General features: G+C 67.7%; 11 protein-coding genes. 5 read left to right on the top strand and 6 right to left on the bottom strand.

Annotated features, from left to right (window positions below; translation table 11 throughout):
* Positions 1-10 precede the first annotated feature (10 nt).
* From LXT13_RS01960 to LXT13_RS01970, 3 genes are read left to right on the top strand one after another with little or no spacing between them, the layout of a single operon-like run.
* The gene (locus tag LXT13_RS01960; RefSeq protein WP_233369923.1) at positions 11-2,368 is read left to right on the top strand and encodes a UvrD-helicase domain-containing protein; all 2,358 of its coding nucleotides are present in this window, start codon (positions 11-13) and stop codon (positions 2,366-2,368) included.
* Positions 2,369-2,379: 11 nt separating this feature from the next.
* Positions 2,380-2,814 (top strand): PaaI family thioesterase, encoded by a 435-nt coding sequence (locus LXT13_RS01965; RefSeq protein ID WP_233369924.1) that lies wholly within the window; start codon positions 2,380-2,382, stop codon positions 2,812-2,814.
* Between the two features lie 58 nt (positions 2,815-2,872).
* Positions 2,873-3,370, top strand: coding sequence for a hypothetical protein (locus tag LXT13_RS01970; RefSeq protein ID WP_233369925.1), 498 nt, complete (start codon positions 2,873-2,875; stop codon positions 3,368-3,370).
* 96 nt (positions 3,371-3,466) lie between these two features.
* Here the strand turns inward: LXT13_RS01970 and LXT13_RS01975 are convergent, their stop codons facing one another.
* From LXT13_RS01975 to LXT13_RS01990, 4 genes are all read right to left on the bottom strand, one after another.
* The gene (locus LXT13_RS01975; RefSeq protein WP_233369926.1) at positions 3,467-5,434 is read right to left on the bottom strand and encodes a PhoX family protein; all 1,968 of its coding nucleotides are present in this window, start codon (positions 5,432-5,434) and stop codon (positions 3,467-3,469) included.
* Positions 5,435-5,522: 88 nt separating this feature from the next.
* Positions 5,523-6,344 (bottom strand): BPSS1780 family membrane protein, encoded by an 822-nt coding sequence (locus tag LXT13_RS01980; protein WP_233369927.1) that lies wholly within the window; start codon positions 6,342-6,344, stop codon positions 5,523-5,525.
* A complete protein-coding gene (locus tag LXT13_RS01985) occupies positions 6,341-7,345 on the bottom strand; it encodes a homoserine kinase (protein WP_233369928.1) in 1,005 nt (334 codons plus the stop codon). Before LXT13_RS01985 ends, LXT13_RS01980 begins: the two co-directional genes overlap by 4 nt.
* Positions 7,346-7,381: 36 nt before the next feature.
* The gene (locus LXT13_RS01990) at positions 7,382-7,675 is read right to left on the bottom strand and encodes a hypothetical protein (protein ID WP_233369929.1); all 294 of its coding nucleotides are present in this window, start codon (positions 7,673-7,675) and stop codon (positions 7,382-7,384) included.
* A 42-nt stretch (positions 7,676-7,717) separates the two neighbouring features.
* Between LXT13_RS01990 and polA the strand changes: the two genes are divergently transcribed.
* Both polA and LXT13_RS02000 read left to right on the top strand, forming a co-directional pair.
* Positions 7,718-10,477, top strand: a complete 2,760-nt coding sequence (gene polA, locus LXT13_RS01995) for a DNA polymerase I (protein ID WP_233369930.1) — start codon at positions 7,718-7,720, stop codon at positions 10,475-10,477.
* A gap of 76 nt (positions 10,478-10,553) precedes the next feature.
* Positions 10,554-11,174: a LuxR C-terminal-related transcriptional regulator gene (locus LXT13_RS02000; RefSeq protein WP_233369931.1), complete on the top strand. Its 621-nt coding sequence runs from the start codon at positions 10,554-10,556 to the stop codon at positions 11,172-11,174.
* On the opposite strand, the gene xdhB is transcribed toward LXT13_RS02000, so the two are convergent.
* Positions 11,171-13,492, bottom strand: a complete 2,322-nt coding sequence (gene xdhB, locus LXT13_RS02005; protein WP_233369932.1) for a xanthine dehydrogenase molybdopterin binding subunit — start codon at positions 13,490-13,492, stop codon at positions 11,171-11,173. The two genes, LXT13_RS02000 and xdhB, sit on opposite strands and share 4 nt — an antisense overlap.
* A complete protein-coding gene (gene xdhA / locus LXT13_RS02010; RefSeq protein ID WP_233369933.1) occupies positions 13,489-14,955 on the bottom strand; it encodes a xanthine dehydrogenase small subunit in 1,467 nt (488 codons plus the stop codon). The genes xdhB and xdhA overlap by 4 nt, the downstream gene beginning before the upstream one ends.
* Positions 14,956-14,983: the final 28 nt, after the last annotated feature.

Below are 14,983 nucleotides of genomic sequence, written 5' to 3' on the forward strand. Positions count from 1 at the left end.
AAATGCGTCGATGAATCCCGACGCTGACGTCGCTGCCGCCCAGCACAGCCCCCTTCTCAAGAATCTCAACCCCGAGCAGCTCGCCGCCGTCACCGCCGCGCCGGAACCGGCGCTGATCCTGGCCGGCGCCGGCTCCGGCAAGACGCGCGTGCTGACCACGCGCATCGCCTGGCTGCTGCAGACGGGCCAGGTGTCGCCCGCCGGCGTGATGGCGGTGACCTTCACGAACAAGGCCGCCAAGGAGATGCTGGCTCGGCTGTCCACAATGCTGCCGTTCAACGTGCGCGGCATGTGGATCGGCACCTTCCACGGCCTGTGCAACCGTTTCCTGCGTGCGCACTGGAAGCTGGCGCATCTGCCGCAGGCCTTCCAGATCCTCGATGCCAGCGACACGACGTCGGCCGTCAAGCGCGTCATCAAGGCGATGAAGCTGGATGAGGAACGCTTCGTGCCCAAGCAGGTCGGCTGGTTCATCGCCGGCTGCAAGGAGGACGGCCTGCGACCCGGCGATGTGGAGGTGCGCGACGACCAGACGCGCAAGCTCGTCGAGATCTACGCGAACTACGAGGACCAGTGCCAGCGCGAAGGCGTCGTCGACTTTGCCGAACTGATGCTGCGCAGCTACGAACTGCTGCGCGACAACGCCGCCGTGCGCGAGCACTACCAACACCGCTTCCGCCACATCCTCGTCGACGAGTTCCAGGACACCAACAAGCTGCAATACGCTTGGCTCAAGATGTTCTGCCCGCCGGGCCGGGACCAGGGGCAGAGCCTGCTGGCCGTGGGCGACGACGACCAAAGCATCTACGCCTTCCGCGGCGCGCGTGTCGGCAACATGGCGGACTTCGAGCGCGAGTACCGCGTGCGCAAGGTAATCAAGCTGGAGCAGAACTACCGCAGCTTCGGCCACATCCTCGACGCGGCCAACGAGCTGATCAGCCGCAACTCGCAGCGCCTGGGCAAGACACTGCGCACCGACGCCGGCCAGGGCGAACCCATTCGCGTGTTCGAGGCGCCCAGCGACTTCGCCGAGGCACAGTGGCTCATCGAAGAGGTGCAGAGCCTGTACCGTGGCGGCATGGACCGCCAGCAGATCGCCATCCTGTACCGCAGCAATGCGCAGTCGCGGGTGATCGAGTCGGCGCTGTTCAATTCAGGCATCCCGTACCGCGTCTATGGCGGCCTGCGCTTCTTCGAGCGGGCTGAGGTCAAGCATGCGCTGGCCTATCTGCGGCTGCTGGAGAACGCGAACGACGACACGAGCTTCCTGCGCGTCGTCAACTTCCCGACCCGTGGCATCGGCGCCAAGACGCTCGAGACGCTGCAGGACCTGGCCAAGGCCAGCGGCCGCAGCCTCTACCAGACGGTGTCCGCCGTGCCGGGCAAGGGGGGCGCCAACCTCGTGGCCTTCACCAACCTCATCGACTCCACGCGCAACCTGACGCAAGGTCTGACGCTGCGCGAGATCATCGAGCAGGTGCTGGAGACCTCGGGCCTGGCGGACTTCTATCGCACCGACAAGGACGGTGCCGAGCGGCTGGAGAACCTGGACGAACTCGTCAACGCGGCCGAGGCCTTCGTCATGCAGGAGGGTTTCGGCAAGAACGCGGTGGGTCTGCCGGTGGACGAGGTGGCAGGGCCCGGAACGCCGGGCGCGGTGCCGGATGCCGAGACGGGCGAGATCATGTCTCCGCTCGTCGCATTCCTGACGCACGCGTCGCTGGAGGCCGGCGACAACCAGGCCCAGGCCGGCCAGGACGCCGTGCAACTGATGACCGTGCATTCGGCCAAGGGCCTGGAGTTCGATGCCGTCTTCATCACGGGCCTGGAGGAGGGCCTGTTCCCGCACGAGAACGCGATGTCCGACCATGACGGGCTGGAGGAGGAGCGCAGGCTGATGTATGTGGCCATCACGCGGGCGCGCCAGAAGCTGTCGATGAGCTTCTGCCAGACCCGCATGTTGCATGGGCAGACGCGTTATCACATCAAGAGCCGCTTCTTCGACGAGCTGCCGGAGGAGAGCCTGAAGTGGCTGACGCCGCGCAACCAGGGCTTCGGCTCGGGCTTTGCGCGCGAGTACCAGGCGGCGTGGGAACGTGGCTCGGGTCTGAAGGGCATGGTGGGCGCCGGTCGCGTGGAGAAGGCGGCCTGGGTGGAGCCGCCCGTGCCGGCCAGCATGAAGCCCAAGGTGTCGGAAGAGCATGGCGGCCTGCGCGTGGGAAAGGGCGTGTTCCACACCAAGTTCGGGGAGGGCGTGCTGCTGACGCTGGAAGGCGCGGGCGCCGACGCCCGCGCGCAGGTCAATTTCGGCCGGCATGGCACGAAATGGTTGGCGCTGTCGGTGGCCAAGCTGACGCCCATCGACTGAGGAGCCCCGTGATGACGGTGGTGGTGACGCGTGAGGAGATGGCTGCCTTCCTGCGGCGCGAGTTCCCGCAGACGCGCGTGAGCGTCGAGGCCATCGAGGCCGACGGCATCGTCGTCGCCCATGACATCACGGAAGCCGAGCTGCGCCCGGGGGGTACCGTGTCGGGGCCGGTCATGATGGCGCTGGCGGACGTGGCGCTCTACGTCGCGGTGCTGTCCCGCATCGGCCTGGTGCCGCTGGCCGTGACCACCAGCCTGAATATCAACTTCCTGCGCAAGCCGCTGGCCGACCGCCGCCTGATCGGGCGCTGCCGGTTGATGAAGCTGGGCAAGAGCCTGGCCGTGGGCGAGGTGTGGCTGTACTCCGAAGGACAGGAGGAACCGGTGGCACATGCGACGGGGACCTATTCGATACCACGGCGTCCCGATGCCGTAGTTACGGTGTAGCGCGCTGCATGCCCGGGCCCTGCTGCACGATCAACCCGACATCTGTCGAACTGTGCATATGACCAAGCCACTCGCCGCTGCGCTGCTCTTTCCCGTGCTCCTGTTGTGTGGTTGCGCACTTTCGCCAGTCCAGCCGCAGTCATTGAACCTGATCTACAAGCCCGACGGCACCGTCAAGGACAGCGTGTACGCCGTCGAGCAGGGGCGTGCCATCTTCTGTGCCGTGCTGGCCGTGGATGGCCATGCGGTGGTGAACTCGATCGACGAAAGCATTCGGGCTAGCGCAGGAATGGGCAACGTGCTGCTGGTTCGCCGTTTGGAGCATACGGTCGCGCCCGGACGTCATTCACTGTCGATCGGTTGCCGCTCAGTGACTGCCTTGCCGGTCGTTGACGTGTTCAACACGTTCAAAGCGAAAGGCGTGGTCGAACTTTCCGTCGTCAAGGGCCGCAGCTATTTGATCAAGGGGCGTTTTCAGGGTGACGTTACCTCGGCCTGGATTGAGGATGAAGGCTCTGGTGCTGCCGTGACAGCCGACGTCTCGGGCGCGCTGTAGCCGAGCCAGGCGAAGTTCAGCGTTGAATGCCTCGACCGCTCCAAACAAAAAGGGGCTGCACGCGCAGCCCCCTCATCTCGAACAAGCCGACTGTCGTCAGGCGATCTTGCCCAGCTTGACGCTCGTCGCGGTGCTGGTCAGGTAACCCACCTGCGCGCCGAAGCGGTTCTTGTAGTTGGCGTTGATCAGCGGCTCCAGCGTGCCCTTGACGACGCCGTGGATGCTTTCCCAGTAGCCCGGGTGCTGGAAGTTGCTGGTGATGTAGGTCCAGCCGTTGAGGTCGTCCACGACGCCCAGGCCGGTTGCCTCGGCGCCCGAAGGCATGGAGGCGATGCGGCTCAGCACCTTGGTGTCGACGTTGTAGGCCCACATGAAGTTGTTGACGTGGTAGCCGCTGTCCTCGCCGATGAAGAGCGTGCGCAACTTCTCGGAGAACTTCAGGTTGTCCGGCGCGCCGACCTTGTCGGGGTTGGCCGTGTTGCCTAGCGAGTCGGCGGTGATGTCTTCGCCGATCAGCAGTGTCTTGGTGATGGACGGCACCCAGTCGCTGTTGATGGCGGTACCCGCCGAGTCCTTCTGGCCGGTGCTCAGCGTGTGGGCCAGAATGCCGCCGGCATTCAGCGCCTTGTCGATGGTGATGTTGTAGTCGGCGTTCCAGGCGGAGTTGCCCTTGACCATGGATTTCTGCATGTTCTGCAGCGCCGAGTAAGCAACCTTGTCCTTCACATTGACGGTCGTGCCTTCCATCTTCGTGAAGGCCATCGAGCCGCCCTTGAGCGCGGCGTAGCGGTGCGTCTCCAGGAAGGCGGCGGCCTTGTCCATGCCGGCCTTCAGGCGCACCCATTGCGGCGCGCCGTTGAACCAGATCTTCGTGTAGGTCGCGTCCGCCGGGTCGGTCGTCGCCACATCCATGATGTCGGCGGGCTTCAGCGTGTCGGCGAGCGTCTTGATCTCGGCGCTGGTGGCCGAGCCAAGCTTGATCCACGTGATGGGCGCACCTGCGGCGGCCGGGTCCAGCGAGAAGCCGGCGCCGAACTTGGCGACGTACAGCGAGCCGGCGGAGAGGTCCTTCTCCTTGTCGGCGACGAACATGAAGAAGGCGCCGTTGGTGGCGTCGTCACCCATGATGGCCGTGCGGTTGTCGGGCATGACCTGGATCAGCTCATGCGACAGGCGGCCCATGCAGTAGTGCTTCTTGATCGTGCCGGTGCCGTCGGCGTTGACGGTCACTTCAGGCAGGTGGCCGTAGTGGTACGGGTTGGCCTTGGTCTCGTCGCCGAACAGGTTCTTGCTGTAGGCCTTGAACTGCGCGTTGGCGGCGATGGTGAACGCGTCGGGCTCGTACTCCTCGCTGGACAGGTGCGTGCCCCAGGGCGACAGGCTGGCGCCGCACGTGATCCACAGGCCCATGGCCGGCGACGTGTCGACGTTGTGGTACTTCACCAGCGACAGCTTGCCGGTGGCCGGGTCCTGATCCAGCGTCAGCACGGCGATGGGCGAGGGCAGGCGGCCGTACATGTCGGTCTTGCCGTCCTGGGCCCATGTCGTGTATTCGAACTGCACGACCGCGAAGACGGTGTTGCCCTTCACGCCGCTCACCTTGGCGCCTTCCACCTTCAGCAGCGAGGTGCCGTCCGGGCAGTCGCTGAAGAACTGGCGCTCCTTGCCTGCCACCGACGTGTCGATGATGGGCTTACCCGCGAAGTCGACATAACCACCCGCCAGGATGGTGCCGCCCTTGCCGTCCGGCACCATGTCGCCGGTCGTGAAGAACGGGGCGTAGGACAGCGAGAAGCTCTGCGTGCTGTCGTCGCTGAGCTTGACGGCGAGCGACGACGTGACGAGCGTCTTGGCCATGTCGGCCGGCGTGGCCAGGCTCGGCGCGGCCATGCCGGTGAAGCTGGCGGACACGAAGTTGACGGGAGTGGGGGCCGGCGTGCTGTCGTCACCACCACCGCAGGCGGTCAGCAGGCTGCCGACGGCCGTGCCGCCCAGCGGCAGCATCAGCGGGGCACCCAGGAACTTAAGGGCTTGACGACGTTGGAGGGACTTGGAGAAGGTCATGGAACGCGGGCAACTGCCTGTGTGACGAAAGCGTGGCAGCCTAGATGGCCCACATGACCCGCTCGTGAAAACCCCTCCCGGGGCGCGTTCAGCGCTGATCTTCCAGCAGGCTTTGCGGTGCGCCGAACATGAAGCAGTCGACGAACGTGAAATACAGCGACGCGTAGAACACCGCCCACGCGAACATGCCCGTCGTCAGCATGACGAACGGCAGCACTTGGGGCACGCCCAGCAGGGACACGAGCAGCGCCAACGTGCCCGACAGCGCGAGGAAGACCGCCATCCACAGCACACCGTTCAGCGCGAACGCCCCTTTGTTGCGCCACAGCGCCAGCGTGCTGGAAAACAGTGCCTGGGCGACGCCCTGGCCGCCCCAGTGGATCAGGGCCGGCGCATGCCAGTAGGGCACCGACAGCAGCGCCAGCCCGCCGAAGCGCAGCAGCGCGCCGAAGAGGATGCGTGGGTCGCTGGCGGCCCTGGCGATGTCCTCGGGCGCGCCGTCCTTGGCCATCAGTTCCATGACGATGCGCGTCGCGTCGCCGTCGATGGCGTTGGCGCCCAGCAGCACGGCCAGCGCCACCAGCGCAAAGCTGGCGCTCAGCATCAGCTGTCGGTTGCGGCGTTCGGCGGTCAGTCGCAAGGGCGCCAGGAAGACGGCCACGGTGGGGCGTTGCTTCTGCAGCACCTGATGCGTGGCCAGCATGAAGCCGAGCGAGCAGACCGGCAGTGCCATCAATCCGAGCACCGGGCCGATGAAGGGCAGCACGGACAGCAGCAACGAACCGACGGCGGCCAGCCCCATCAGTCCGAGAAAGGCCAGCGGTTCGCGCCTGAAGACGCGCAGGCCGTGGCGGATCCACAGCCGGCCGTTGGTAGCCGGCACCTGTTGCAGGTGCAGCTGCATCGTCATTCGGCCACCTCCCCGTGCAGCGCATGCCAGGGGCTGGCGATGCGCTCGCGCAGCACGCGCTCGAAGTGGCGCGGGTCATGCGCCTTCAGCAGGCTGGCCTCGCGCGGCAGGTGCAGGTCGAACAGGCGCGACACCCAGAAGCGCAGCGCCGCCGCGCGCAGCAGTGCCGGCAGCAGGCGGTGCTCGCCCGGCGTCAGCGGTCGCACTGTCTCGTAGGCGGCGACGAAGACGCTGGCGCGTTCCTGGATGAGCCGGCCGGAGTCGAGGTCGATGCACCAGTCGTTCAGGCAGACCGCGATGTCGAACAGGAAGGTGTCGACGCCGGCGAAGTAGAAGTCGAAGAACCCCGTCAGCCGCTCGCGGCCGGGACCCTCGCCCGGCTCGAACATGACGTTGTCGCGGAACAGGTCGGCGTGGATCGGGCCCTGCGGCAGCTCGGCGTAGCGGGGCGAGGCGACGAGCTGCTCCTGGTAGACCAGCTCGGCCCTCAGCAGCTCGGCCTGGGCCACATCGAGGAAGGGCAGCAGCTGGGGCACGACCTGGCGCCACCACGTGATGCCGCGCAGGTTGGGCTGGTGCAGCGGGTAGTCGCGCCCAGCCAGATGCATGCGGGCCAGCGTCGCGCCGACCTGCTCGCAATGGAAGGCGTCGGGTGCGAGCTGGTGGCCGCCGTGCAGGCGGTCCACGATGGCGGCGGGCTTGCCAGCCACCTCGAACAGGATCTCGCCCGCGGCGTCGGCATGCGGCTCGGGCACCGGCACGCCACGCTGGGCCAGGTGCTGCATCAGCCGCAGGTAGAACGGCAGCTGCTCGGCCGTCAGGCGCTCAAACAGCGTCAGCACATAGCGGTGCAGGTGGCCGTCGGCCTGCGTGCAGTCGACGAAGTAGTTGGTGTTCTCGATGCCGGCGCCTATGCCGCGCAGCGAGCTCAGCGTGCCGAGGTGGAGGTGGTCCAGCAGCGCCTGGGCCTGGGCGGGACTGACTTCGGTGAAAACGGCCATGGGTCTAGGGACTGCACGGCCCTGGGCCGCACGACATCAGAATTTGAGGACTTTCCAGACCCGCGCGCCCGAGCCGCTCTTGGACAGGCCCGTGCCGGTGCCGCCGGCCGACTCGCGGCCCGCGTCGTTGACGACGATCTCGTAGTCCGGGGCCTTGGTGAGCTTGTTCTTCACCGTGACCTTCTTGGTCTCGCCCCGCACCTTCAGCTCCTCGATGCGGACCTGATCGTCCTCGGCCACGTTGCGCTCGACCTTGGGTTCGGGCGGCGGGTCGGCCACCGCCGGCGCAGCGAGTGCGGCGAGCAGCAGCAGGGATGTGGGGCGAAGCATGCTGCCGATTCTAGGTGGCGCGCTGGCCGAGAATCGCTGCCTATGAGCAAACCCATCCTGCTGCTGGTCGACGGCTCCAGCTACCTCTACCGTGCCTTCCACGCCATGCCCGACCTGCGCGGCCCCGAAGGCCAGCCCACCGGTGCGGTGCGCGGCATGGTGGCCATGCTGAAAAAGCTGCAGAGTGACATCGGCGCCGAGCACGCCGTCTGCGTGTTCGACGCGCCGGGCAAGACTTTCCGCGACGACTGGTACCCGGAGTACAAGGCGCAGCGCTCGCCGATGCCGCCTGAGCTTCGCGAACAGATCGAGCCCATCCACGAAGTGGTGAAACTGCTGGGCTGGCCCACGCTGACGGTGCCGGGCGTGGAGGCGGACGACGTCATCGGCACGCTGTGCTGCATCGGCGCGAAGTCGGGGCACCGGATGATCGTGTCGACGGGCGACAAAGATCTGTCGCAGCTGGTCAACGCCGATGTGGAGCTGATCAACACGATGAGCAACGAGCGACTGGACGAGGCCGGCGTGCTGGCCAAGTTCGGCGTGCCGCCCGACCGCATCATCGACTACCTGACGCTGATGGGCGACACGGTGGACAACGTGCCTGGCGTGGCCGGCGTGGGACCCAAGACCGCCGCGAAGTGGATCGCCGAGTACGGCTCGCTGGACGGTGTCATCGCTGCCGCCGCATCGATCAAGGGCAAGGCTGGCGAGAACCTGCGCGCGGCGCTGGATTGGCTGCCCATGGGCCGCAAGCTCGTCACCGTCAAGGTGGACTGCGACCTCGCCGAGCACGTGCCCAGCTGGCCGGCGCTGCAAGACCTGGCCTTCCGCGAGCCTGACAAGGCCTCGCTGGGCGAGTTCTATGCCCGCAACGGCTTCAAGCAGTGGCTGGAGGAGCTGACCGGCACGGCGCTGGTGTCCAAGCCCAAGGCTGCGGCCGCGAATCCGGGCCTGTTCGACGAGCCCGCGCCGTCCGTGGGTGCCGAGGATCTCGCGCGTCGGTACGAGACCCTCCTGACGTTCGAGCAGCTCGAAGCGTGGCTGCAGCGACTGCATGCTGCGCCGCTCGCGGCACTGGATACCGAGACCGACTCTCTGGACCCGATGGCCGCGCGCATCGTCGGCATTTCCTTTGCTGTTCAGCCGGGCGAGGCCGCCTACATCCCGCTCGCCCACAGCGGGCCAGACGCGCCGGAGCAGCTGCCGCTGGAGGGCGTGCTGGCGCGCCTGAAGCCCTGGCTGGAGGACGAAGCCGCCAAGAAGATCGGCCAGAACCTGAAGTACGACTGGCATGTGCTGGCAAACCACGGCATCCGGCTCGCCGGCGTGCAGCACGACACGTTGCTGCAGAGCTATGTGCTGGAGGCCCACAAGACCCACAACCTCGAGGCGCTGGCCGAGCGGCACTTGGGCCGCAAGGGCCTGAGCTACGAGGATTTGTGCGGCAAGGGCGCGCACCAGATCCCGTTCGCGCAGGTCGACGTGGCCAAGGCGGCGACCTACTCGGGCGAGGACTCCGAGATGTGCCTGCACCTGCACAGCGTGCTGTGGCCGCAGATCGAGGCGGACGCCGGCTTGAAGCGCATCTATGCCGATATCGAAATCCCGACCGCCGCGCTGCTGGCCCGCATCGAGCGACAGGGCGTGCTGATCGATGCGGCCAAGCTGCAGCAGCAGAGCCACGAGATCGGCCAGCGCCTCGTGCTGCTGGAGCAGCAGTGCTACGACATCGCCGGCCAGCCGTTCAACATCGGCAGCCCCAAGCAGATCGGCGAGATCCTCTTCAACAAGCTGGGCCTGCCGGTCGTCAAGAAGACAGCCACCGGTGCACCGTCCACCGACGAAGAGGTGCTGACTGAACTCGCCAGCGACTTTCCGCTGCCGGCCAAGATCCTGGAGCACCGCGGGCTGTCCAAGCTGAAGAGCACCTATACCGACAAGCTGCCGCTGCAGGTCAACGCACACACGGGCCGCGTGCACACGAACTACGCGCAGGCCGTCGCGATCACCGGGCGGCTGTCCAGCAACGAGCCCAACCTGCAGAACATCCCCATCCGGACGGCCGAGGGCCGCCGTGTGCGCGAGGCGTTTGTCGCGCCCGAGGGCTGCCGTATCGCCAGCGCCGACTATTCGCAGATCGAGCTGCGAATCATGGCCCACATCAGCGAGGACCCGGGCCTGCTGCGCGCCTTCCAGGAGGGCCAGGACGTGCACCGCGCTACCGCCAGCGAGGTGTTCGGCATCGCGCTGGACGAGGTCTCCAGCGAACAGCGCCGTTATGCCAAGACGATCAACTTCGGCCTCATCTACGGCATGGGCGCCTTCGGCCTGGCGTCGGCACTGGGTATCGAGCAGAAGGCCGCCAAGGATTACATCGACCGCTACTTCACCCGCTTCGCCGGCGTGAAGCGCTACATGGACGAGACCAAGGCGAGCGCAGCCGAGAAAGGCTATGTGGAGACGCTGTTCGGCCGCCGCATCTACCTGCCGGAGATCCGTGGCGGCAACGGTCAGCGCCGCGCCGGCGCCGAGCGGCAGGCCATCAACGCGCCGATGCAGGGCACGGCAGCCGACCTCATCAAGCTCGCCATGCTCGCCGTGCAGGCCGAGCTGGATCGCGCAGCCAAGCAGACCCGCATCGTCATGCAGGTGCACGACGAGCTCGTCTTCGAGGTGCCGCAGGCCGAGCTGGATTGGGTGCGCGCGGAGGTGCCGCGACTTATGGCTGGCGTGGCACAGCTGAAGGTGCCGCTGCTGGCCGAAGTGGGCGTGGGGGCGAACTGGGAAGAAGCGCACTGAGCGTCGGTGCCGCCGTGGTGAGAGTGTCTACCCCACGTTGACTATCATCCCGACCAACAAAATAGGGGTTGGGGTGATGAAGGTCTTGCTGGTCGATGCGTTTCCGATGGTGCGCGCGGCGCTCACCGGGTTGATCGAGCAGCATTTCGCTGGCGCCGAGGTGCACGGTGTCGACACGGTCGAGCACGCCCGCGCCGCGCTCGTGCGGGACATGCCGCGTCTCGTGCTGCTGGACCTCAAGGTCGAGGGCGGCTTCGAGTTGCTGCAGCAGATCCACCGCGAGCACCTGCTGCTGCCCGTCGTGGTCATCTCGGGCACCGATGAGACCGAGGATGCGCTGCAGGCCATCAACGCCGGCGCAATGGGCTACGTGCCGCAGCGCAGCGACATTCTCACGTTCGTGCAGGCGCTGCAGCTCGTGCTGTCGGGCGGCACCTATGTGCCGCCGCTGAAGAAACTGGTGGACGAGTCGCCCGCCGTCGCGCCGTCATCGACGGTCCCGGACTGGCCGGACCTGCCGCTGACGCCACGCCAGAAGCATGTGCTGCATCTGCTGACGCAGGGGCTGTCTAACAAGCTCATTGCGCGAGAACTGGGCGTCAGCGTCGAGACGGTCAAGGACCATGTCGCCGCGGTGCTGAAGGCGCTGGGCGTCAGCTCGCGCACCCAGGCCGTCGTCGTGGCGACGCGCCGTTAGGCCCGGACGGCGTCGATCGCGTTCAGCACGGCCTCGGCGGTCGCCGGCGCGTGCAGCGGTGGGTCGCAGCCCTCCGGCCCGCCGGCCGCGCACGCATCCTTGACGGCAAGCAGCGCCGCGAAGCCCAGGAGCAGCGGCGGTTCGCCTACGGCCTTGCTGCGGTGGATGGTTTCACTGGCGTTGGGCGTGCCGAACAGCGCGGTATGGAACTCGGTCGGGCAGTCGTTGGCGGTCGGGATCTTGTAGGTGCTTGGAGCGTGGGTGGTCAGCAGGCCGGTCTTGGGGTGCCACACCAGCTCCTCCATCGTCAGCCAGCCCATACCCTGGATGAAGCCACCCTCCACCTGCCCGATGTCCAGCGCCGGGTTCAGACTGGTGCCCACATCGTGCAGCAGGTCGGCCCTCGTGATGCGGCTCTCGCCGGTGAGCGTGTCCACCAGCGCCTCGCAGACCGCACCGCCCCAGGCGTAGTAGTAGAAGGGGTGGCCTTGCAGCGTGGTGCGGTCCCAGTGCAGGCCGGGCGTCGTGTAGAAGCCGTCGCTCCACAGCTGCACGCGCTGCAGGTAGGCCGCCGCGACCAGCTCTTTGAAGGGCACGCTTTGCCCGCCGCCGCAGACTTGGCCCGCCTCGAACGCGACCAGCGCCGGCGCGCAGCCGAAGCGCTCCGCGGCGAAGGTCGTGAGTCGCGCCTTGATCTTGCGCGCCGCGTCCTGGGCAGCCTTGCCGTTCAGGTCGCTGCCGGTGGAAGCGGCTGTGGCGGACGTGTTGGCCACCTTGCTTGTGTCGGTGGCGGAGCAGCGCACGGCGCCCAGCGGCAACCCGAGTTCATGCGCCACGACCTGGGCCACCTTGGTGTTCAGCCCCTGGCCCATCTCGGTGCCGCCATGGTTCACGAGCACCGACCCATCCGTGTAGACATGCACCAGCGCGCCGGCCTGGTTCAGGTGGACGACATTGAACGAGATGCCGAACTTGACCGGCGTGAAGGCCAGTCCCTTCTTCAGCACCGGGCTCGCCGCATTGAACGCGGCGATCTCGGCGCGGCGCTCGTCGTAGCGGCTGCTGGCCAGCAGTTGGGCCGTCAGCGCCTGGGCGTGCAGCTCCTCGACGCGCTGGCCGTAGGGCGTCATGTCCTTACCCGGCGCATAGAAGTTGCGTCGGCGCACCTCGGCCGGGTCCAGCCTCAGCCGGCGGGCGATGCCATCCAGGATCACCTCCACCGCCAGCGCGCCCTGAGGCCCGCCGAAGCCGCGGAAGGCGGTGTTGCTCTGCGTATTCGTCTTCGCGCTGTAGCCGTGCAGCGCGACGTGTGGCAGCCAGTAGGCATTGTCGAAGTGGCACAGCGCCCGGGCCATCACCGGCGCGGACAGGTCGGCGCTGTGGCCAGCGTTGGAGATCAGGTCCACGTCAGCGGCCAGCAGCCGGCCGTCGTCGTCGAAGCCCACGTCCCAGCGGTAGTCGAAGCCGTGGCGGCGGCCCGTGATGAGAAAGTCATCGTCGCGGTCCACGCGCAGCTTGACGGGCTTCTTCAGCTTCAGCGCCGCGATGGCGGCCACGCAAGCGAACAGCGCCGACTGGCTCTCCTTGCCGCCAAAGCCGCCGCCCATGCGCCGGCACTGCACGGCGACGCGGTTGGCGCTCCAGCCCAGCGCGTGGCCCAGTAACTGCTGCATTTCGCTGGGGTGTTGTGTCGAGCAGTGCACCAGCAGGCCGTCGCCGCCTTCCTGCGGCACGGCCAAGCTGATCTGGCCTTCCAGGTAGAACTGCTCCTGCCCGCCCAGCCGCCAGGTGCCTTGCAGCCGGTGGGGAGCGGCGGCGAGCTGCGCCGCCGGGTCGCCACGCGTCATGTGCATCGGCGGCACCGCGTACTGGCCGGCGGCATGCGCGTCCAGCGCGGTCAGCACGGCAGGCAGCGGCTCGGCCTGGATGACTTGCTTCGCCAGCGATGCCGCGCGGCGCGCCGCGTCGCGGTCCGTCGCGATGATGGCGAACACCGGCTGGCCGACGTAGCGCAGCTCGCCGTCCGCCAGGATGGGGTCATCGTGCACCAGCGGGCCGCAGTTGTTCTCGGCCGGGATGTCGGCGGCGGTCAGCACGGCGACGACGCCCGGCTGCTGGCGCAGCCGCGCGACATCGAGGCCCGTGAGCCGGCCGTGCGCGATCGGCGACAGGCCCAGCGCCGCGTGCAGCGTGCCGGCGGGTTCCGGCAAGTCATCCGTGTAGGGCGCGGCGCCGCTGACATGCAGGTGTGCCGATTCATGCGGTAGCGAGCGGCCGACGACCGGCTCGTGGAGCACCAAGACTTCGGGCTTGTTCATGCGGCCAGCCTCGCGCTGCGCCAGACGCTGATCGTGCGGCGGTCCAGCGTCTCCAGCCACAGCTTGCGCAGCAGGTTCTGCGCGACCTTGAGCCGGTAGGCGCTGGACGCGCGCATGTCGCTCAGGGGCTGGAAGTCGTTGATCAGCGCCGCTGCGGCGGCCTCGGCGGTGGCTTCCACCCAGGGCTGGCCGACGACGGCGGCCTCGGCCCGCGCGGCGCGCTTGACGACGGCCGCCATGCCGCCGAAGGCGAAGCGCGCCTGCTGCACGCTGCCATTGCGCAGCTGCAGCGCGAGCACGGCGCAGACGGCGGAGATGTCGCTGTCGTGCCGCTTGGACACCTTGTGGGCCGAGAACGCCCAGCTCGTGTCGGGCTGCGGCACCCACATCGCCTCGACGAATTCGCCGGGCTGCAGGTCCTTCTTCATGTAGTCCAGGTAGAAATCCTGCAGCGGCAGGCGGCGCTGCTGCGTGCCCCTGCGCAGGATGACGTCCGCGCCCAGCGCAATCAGGGCGGGCGCGCCGTCGCCGATCGGCGAACCGTTGGCGATGTTGCCGCCCAGTGTGCCGGCATGGCGCACTGGCGGCGACGCGAAGCGCCGCCACAGCTCTGCAAGCGACGGCACCAGTGCCGTCAGCGCGGCCCAGGCGTCTTCCAGCGACGCGGCGGCCCCGATCCAGAGGCCCTGCTCGTCGGCGCGGATGGCCTTCAGCGCATCGACGCGGCCGGTGTAGATCATCTGCGGCAGCACGCGGAACTGCTTGTTGACCCACAGACCGATGTCCGTCGAGCCGGCCAGCAGCGTCGCCTGCGGGTAGGTCTCGCGCAGCACGGCCAGGTCGGGCAGCGTCCTCGGCGCGTGGAAACGCTGGCCTGCGTGGTGGTAATCCAGCGGCCCGTCCTGGGCCAGCTCACGTAGCGCGGCGGCCATTGCGCCGCGGTCGAGACGCTGCGGGGGCGCTTCGAACATGCGCTCGCCGGCGTCCAGGATGGGCCGGTAGCCGGTGCAGCGGCACAGGTTGCCGGCGAGGTTGTCGGCCAGTTCCTGGCGGCTCGGTCGCGTGCCGGCGGCCTGGTGGGCTTCGTAGCAGGCGGTCAGGCTCATGACGAAGCCGGGCGTGCAGAAACCGCACTGCGAGCCGTGGCAGTCCACCATCGCTTGCTGGGCCGGTGTCGGTGCCTCGGGGCCGCCGAGGTCTTCGACGGTGATCAGCGCGCGGCCGTCGAGCGTCGGCAGGAACTGCGTGCAGGCATTGACATTGCGTAGCTGCAGCTGGCCGCTGGCGTCCAGTTCGCCCTGCAGCACGGTGCAGGCACCGCAATCGCCCTCGGCGCAGCCCTCCTTGGTGCCGGTACAGCCGGCGTGTTCGCGCAGGTATTGCAGCACGGTCGTCGTCGTCGGCAGGCTGCCGACCTCAACGATGTTGCCGCGGTGGAAGAAGCGGATCGGGCGGGTGTTCATGGTGTCCTGTATTTTCAAGCCTTGCCTC

Source organism: Pelomonas cellulosilytica, from assembly GCF_021353265.1.
Taxonomy (GTDB): Bacteria; Pseudomonadota; Gammaproteobacteria; order Burkholderiales; family Burkholderiaceae_C; genus Pelomonas; species Pelomonas cellulosilytica.

Excerpts from the sequence above, each read along its gene's own strand:
- polA (WP_233369930.1), top strand. The coding sequence starts at position 7,718 with ATGAGCAAACCCATCCTGCTGCTGGTCGACGGCTCCAGCTACCTCTAC.
- LXT13_RS01960 (WP_233369923.1), top strand. The coding sequence starts at position 11 with ATGAATCCCGACGCTGACGTCGCTGCCGCCCAGCACAGCCCCCTTCTC.
- LXT13_RS01980 (WP_233369927.1), bottom strand. The coding sequence starts at position 6,344 with ATGACGATGCAGCTGCACCTGCAACAGGTGCCGGCTACCAACGGCCGG.
- LXT13_RS01985 (WP_233369928.1), bottom strand. The coding sequence starts at position 7,345 with ATGGCCGTTTTCACCGAAGTCAGTCCCGCCCAGGCCCAGGCGCTGCTG.
- LXT13_RS01965 (WP_233369924.1), top strand. The coding sequence starts at position 2,380 with ATGACGGTGGTGGTGACGCGTGAGGAGATGGCTGCCTTCCTGCGGCGC.
- xdhA (WP_233369933.1), bottom strand. The coding sequence starts at position 14,955 with ATGAACACCCGCCCGATCCGCTTCTTCCACCGCGGCAACATCGTTGAG.
- LXT13_RS01970 (WP_233369925.1), top strand. The coding sequence starts at position 2,873 with ATGACCAAGCCACTCGCCGCTGCGCTGCTCTTTCCCGTGCTCCTGTTG.
- LXT13_RS01975 (WP_233369926.1), bottom strand. The coding sequence starts at position 5,434 with ATGACCTTCTCCAAGTCCCTCCAACGTCGTCAAGCCCTTAAGTTCCTG.
- xdhB (WP_233369932.1), bottom strand. The coding sequence starts at position 13,492 with ATGAACAAGCCCGAAGTCTTGGTGCTCCACGAGCCGGTCGTCGGCCGC.
- LXT13_RS02000 (WP_233369931.1), top strand. The coding sequence starts at position 10,554 with ATGAAGGTCTTGCTGGTCGATGCGTTTCCGATGGTGCGCGCGGCGCTC.
- LXT13_RS01990 (WP_233369929.1), bottom strand. The coding sequence starts at position 7,675 with ATGCTTCGCCCCACATCCCTGCTGCTGCTCGCCGCACTCGCTGCGCCG.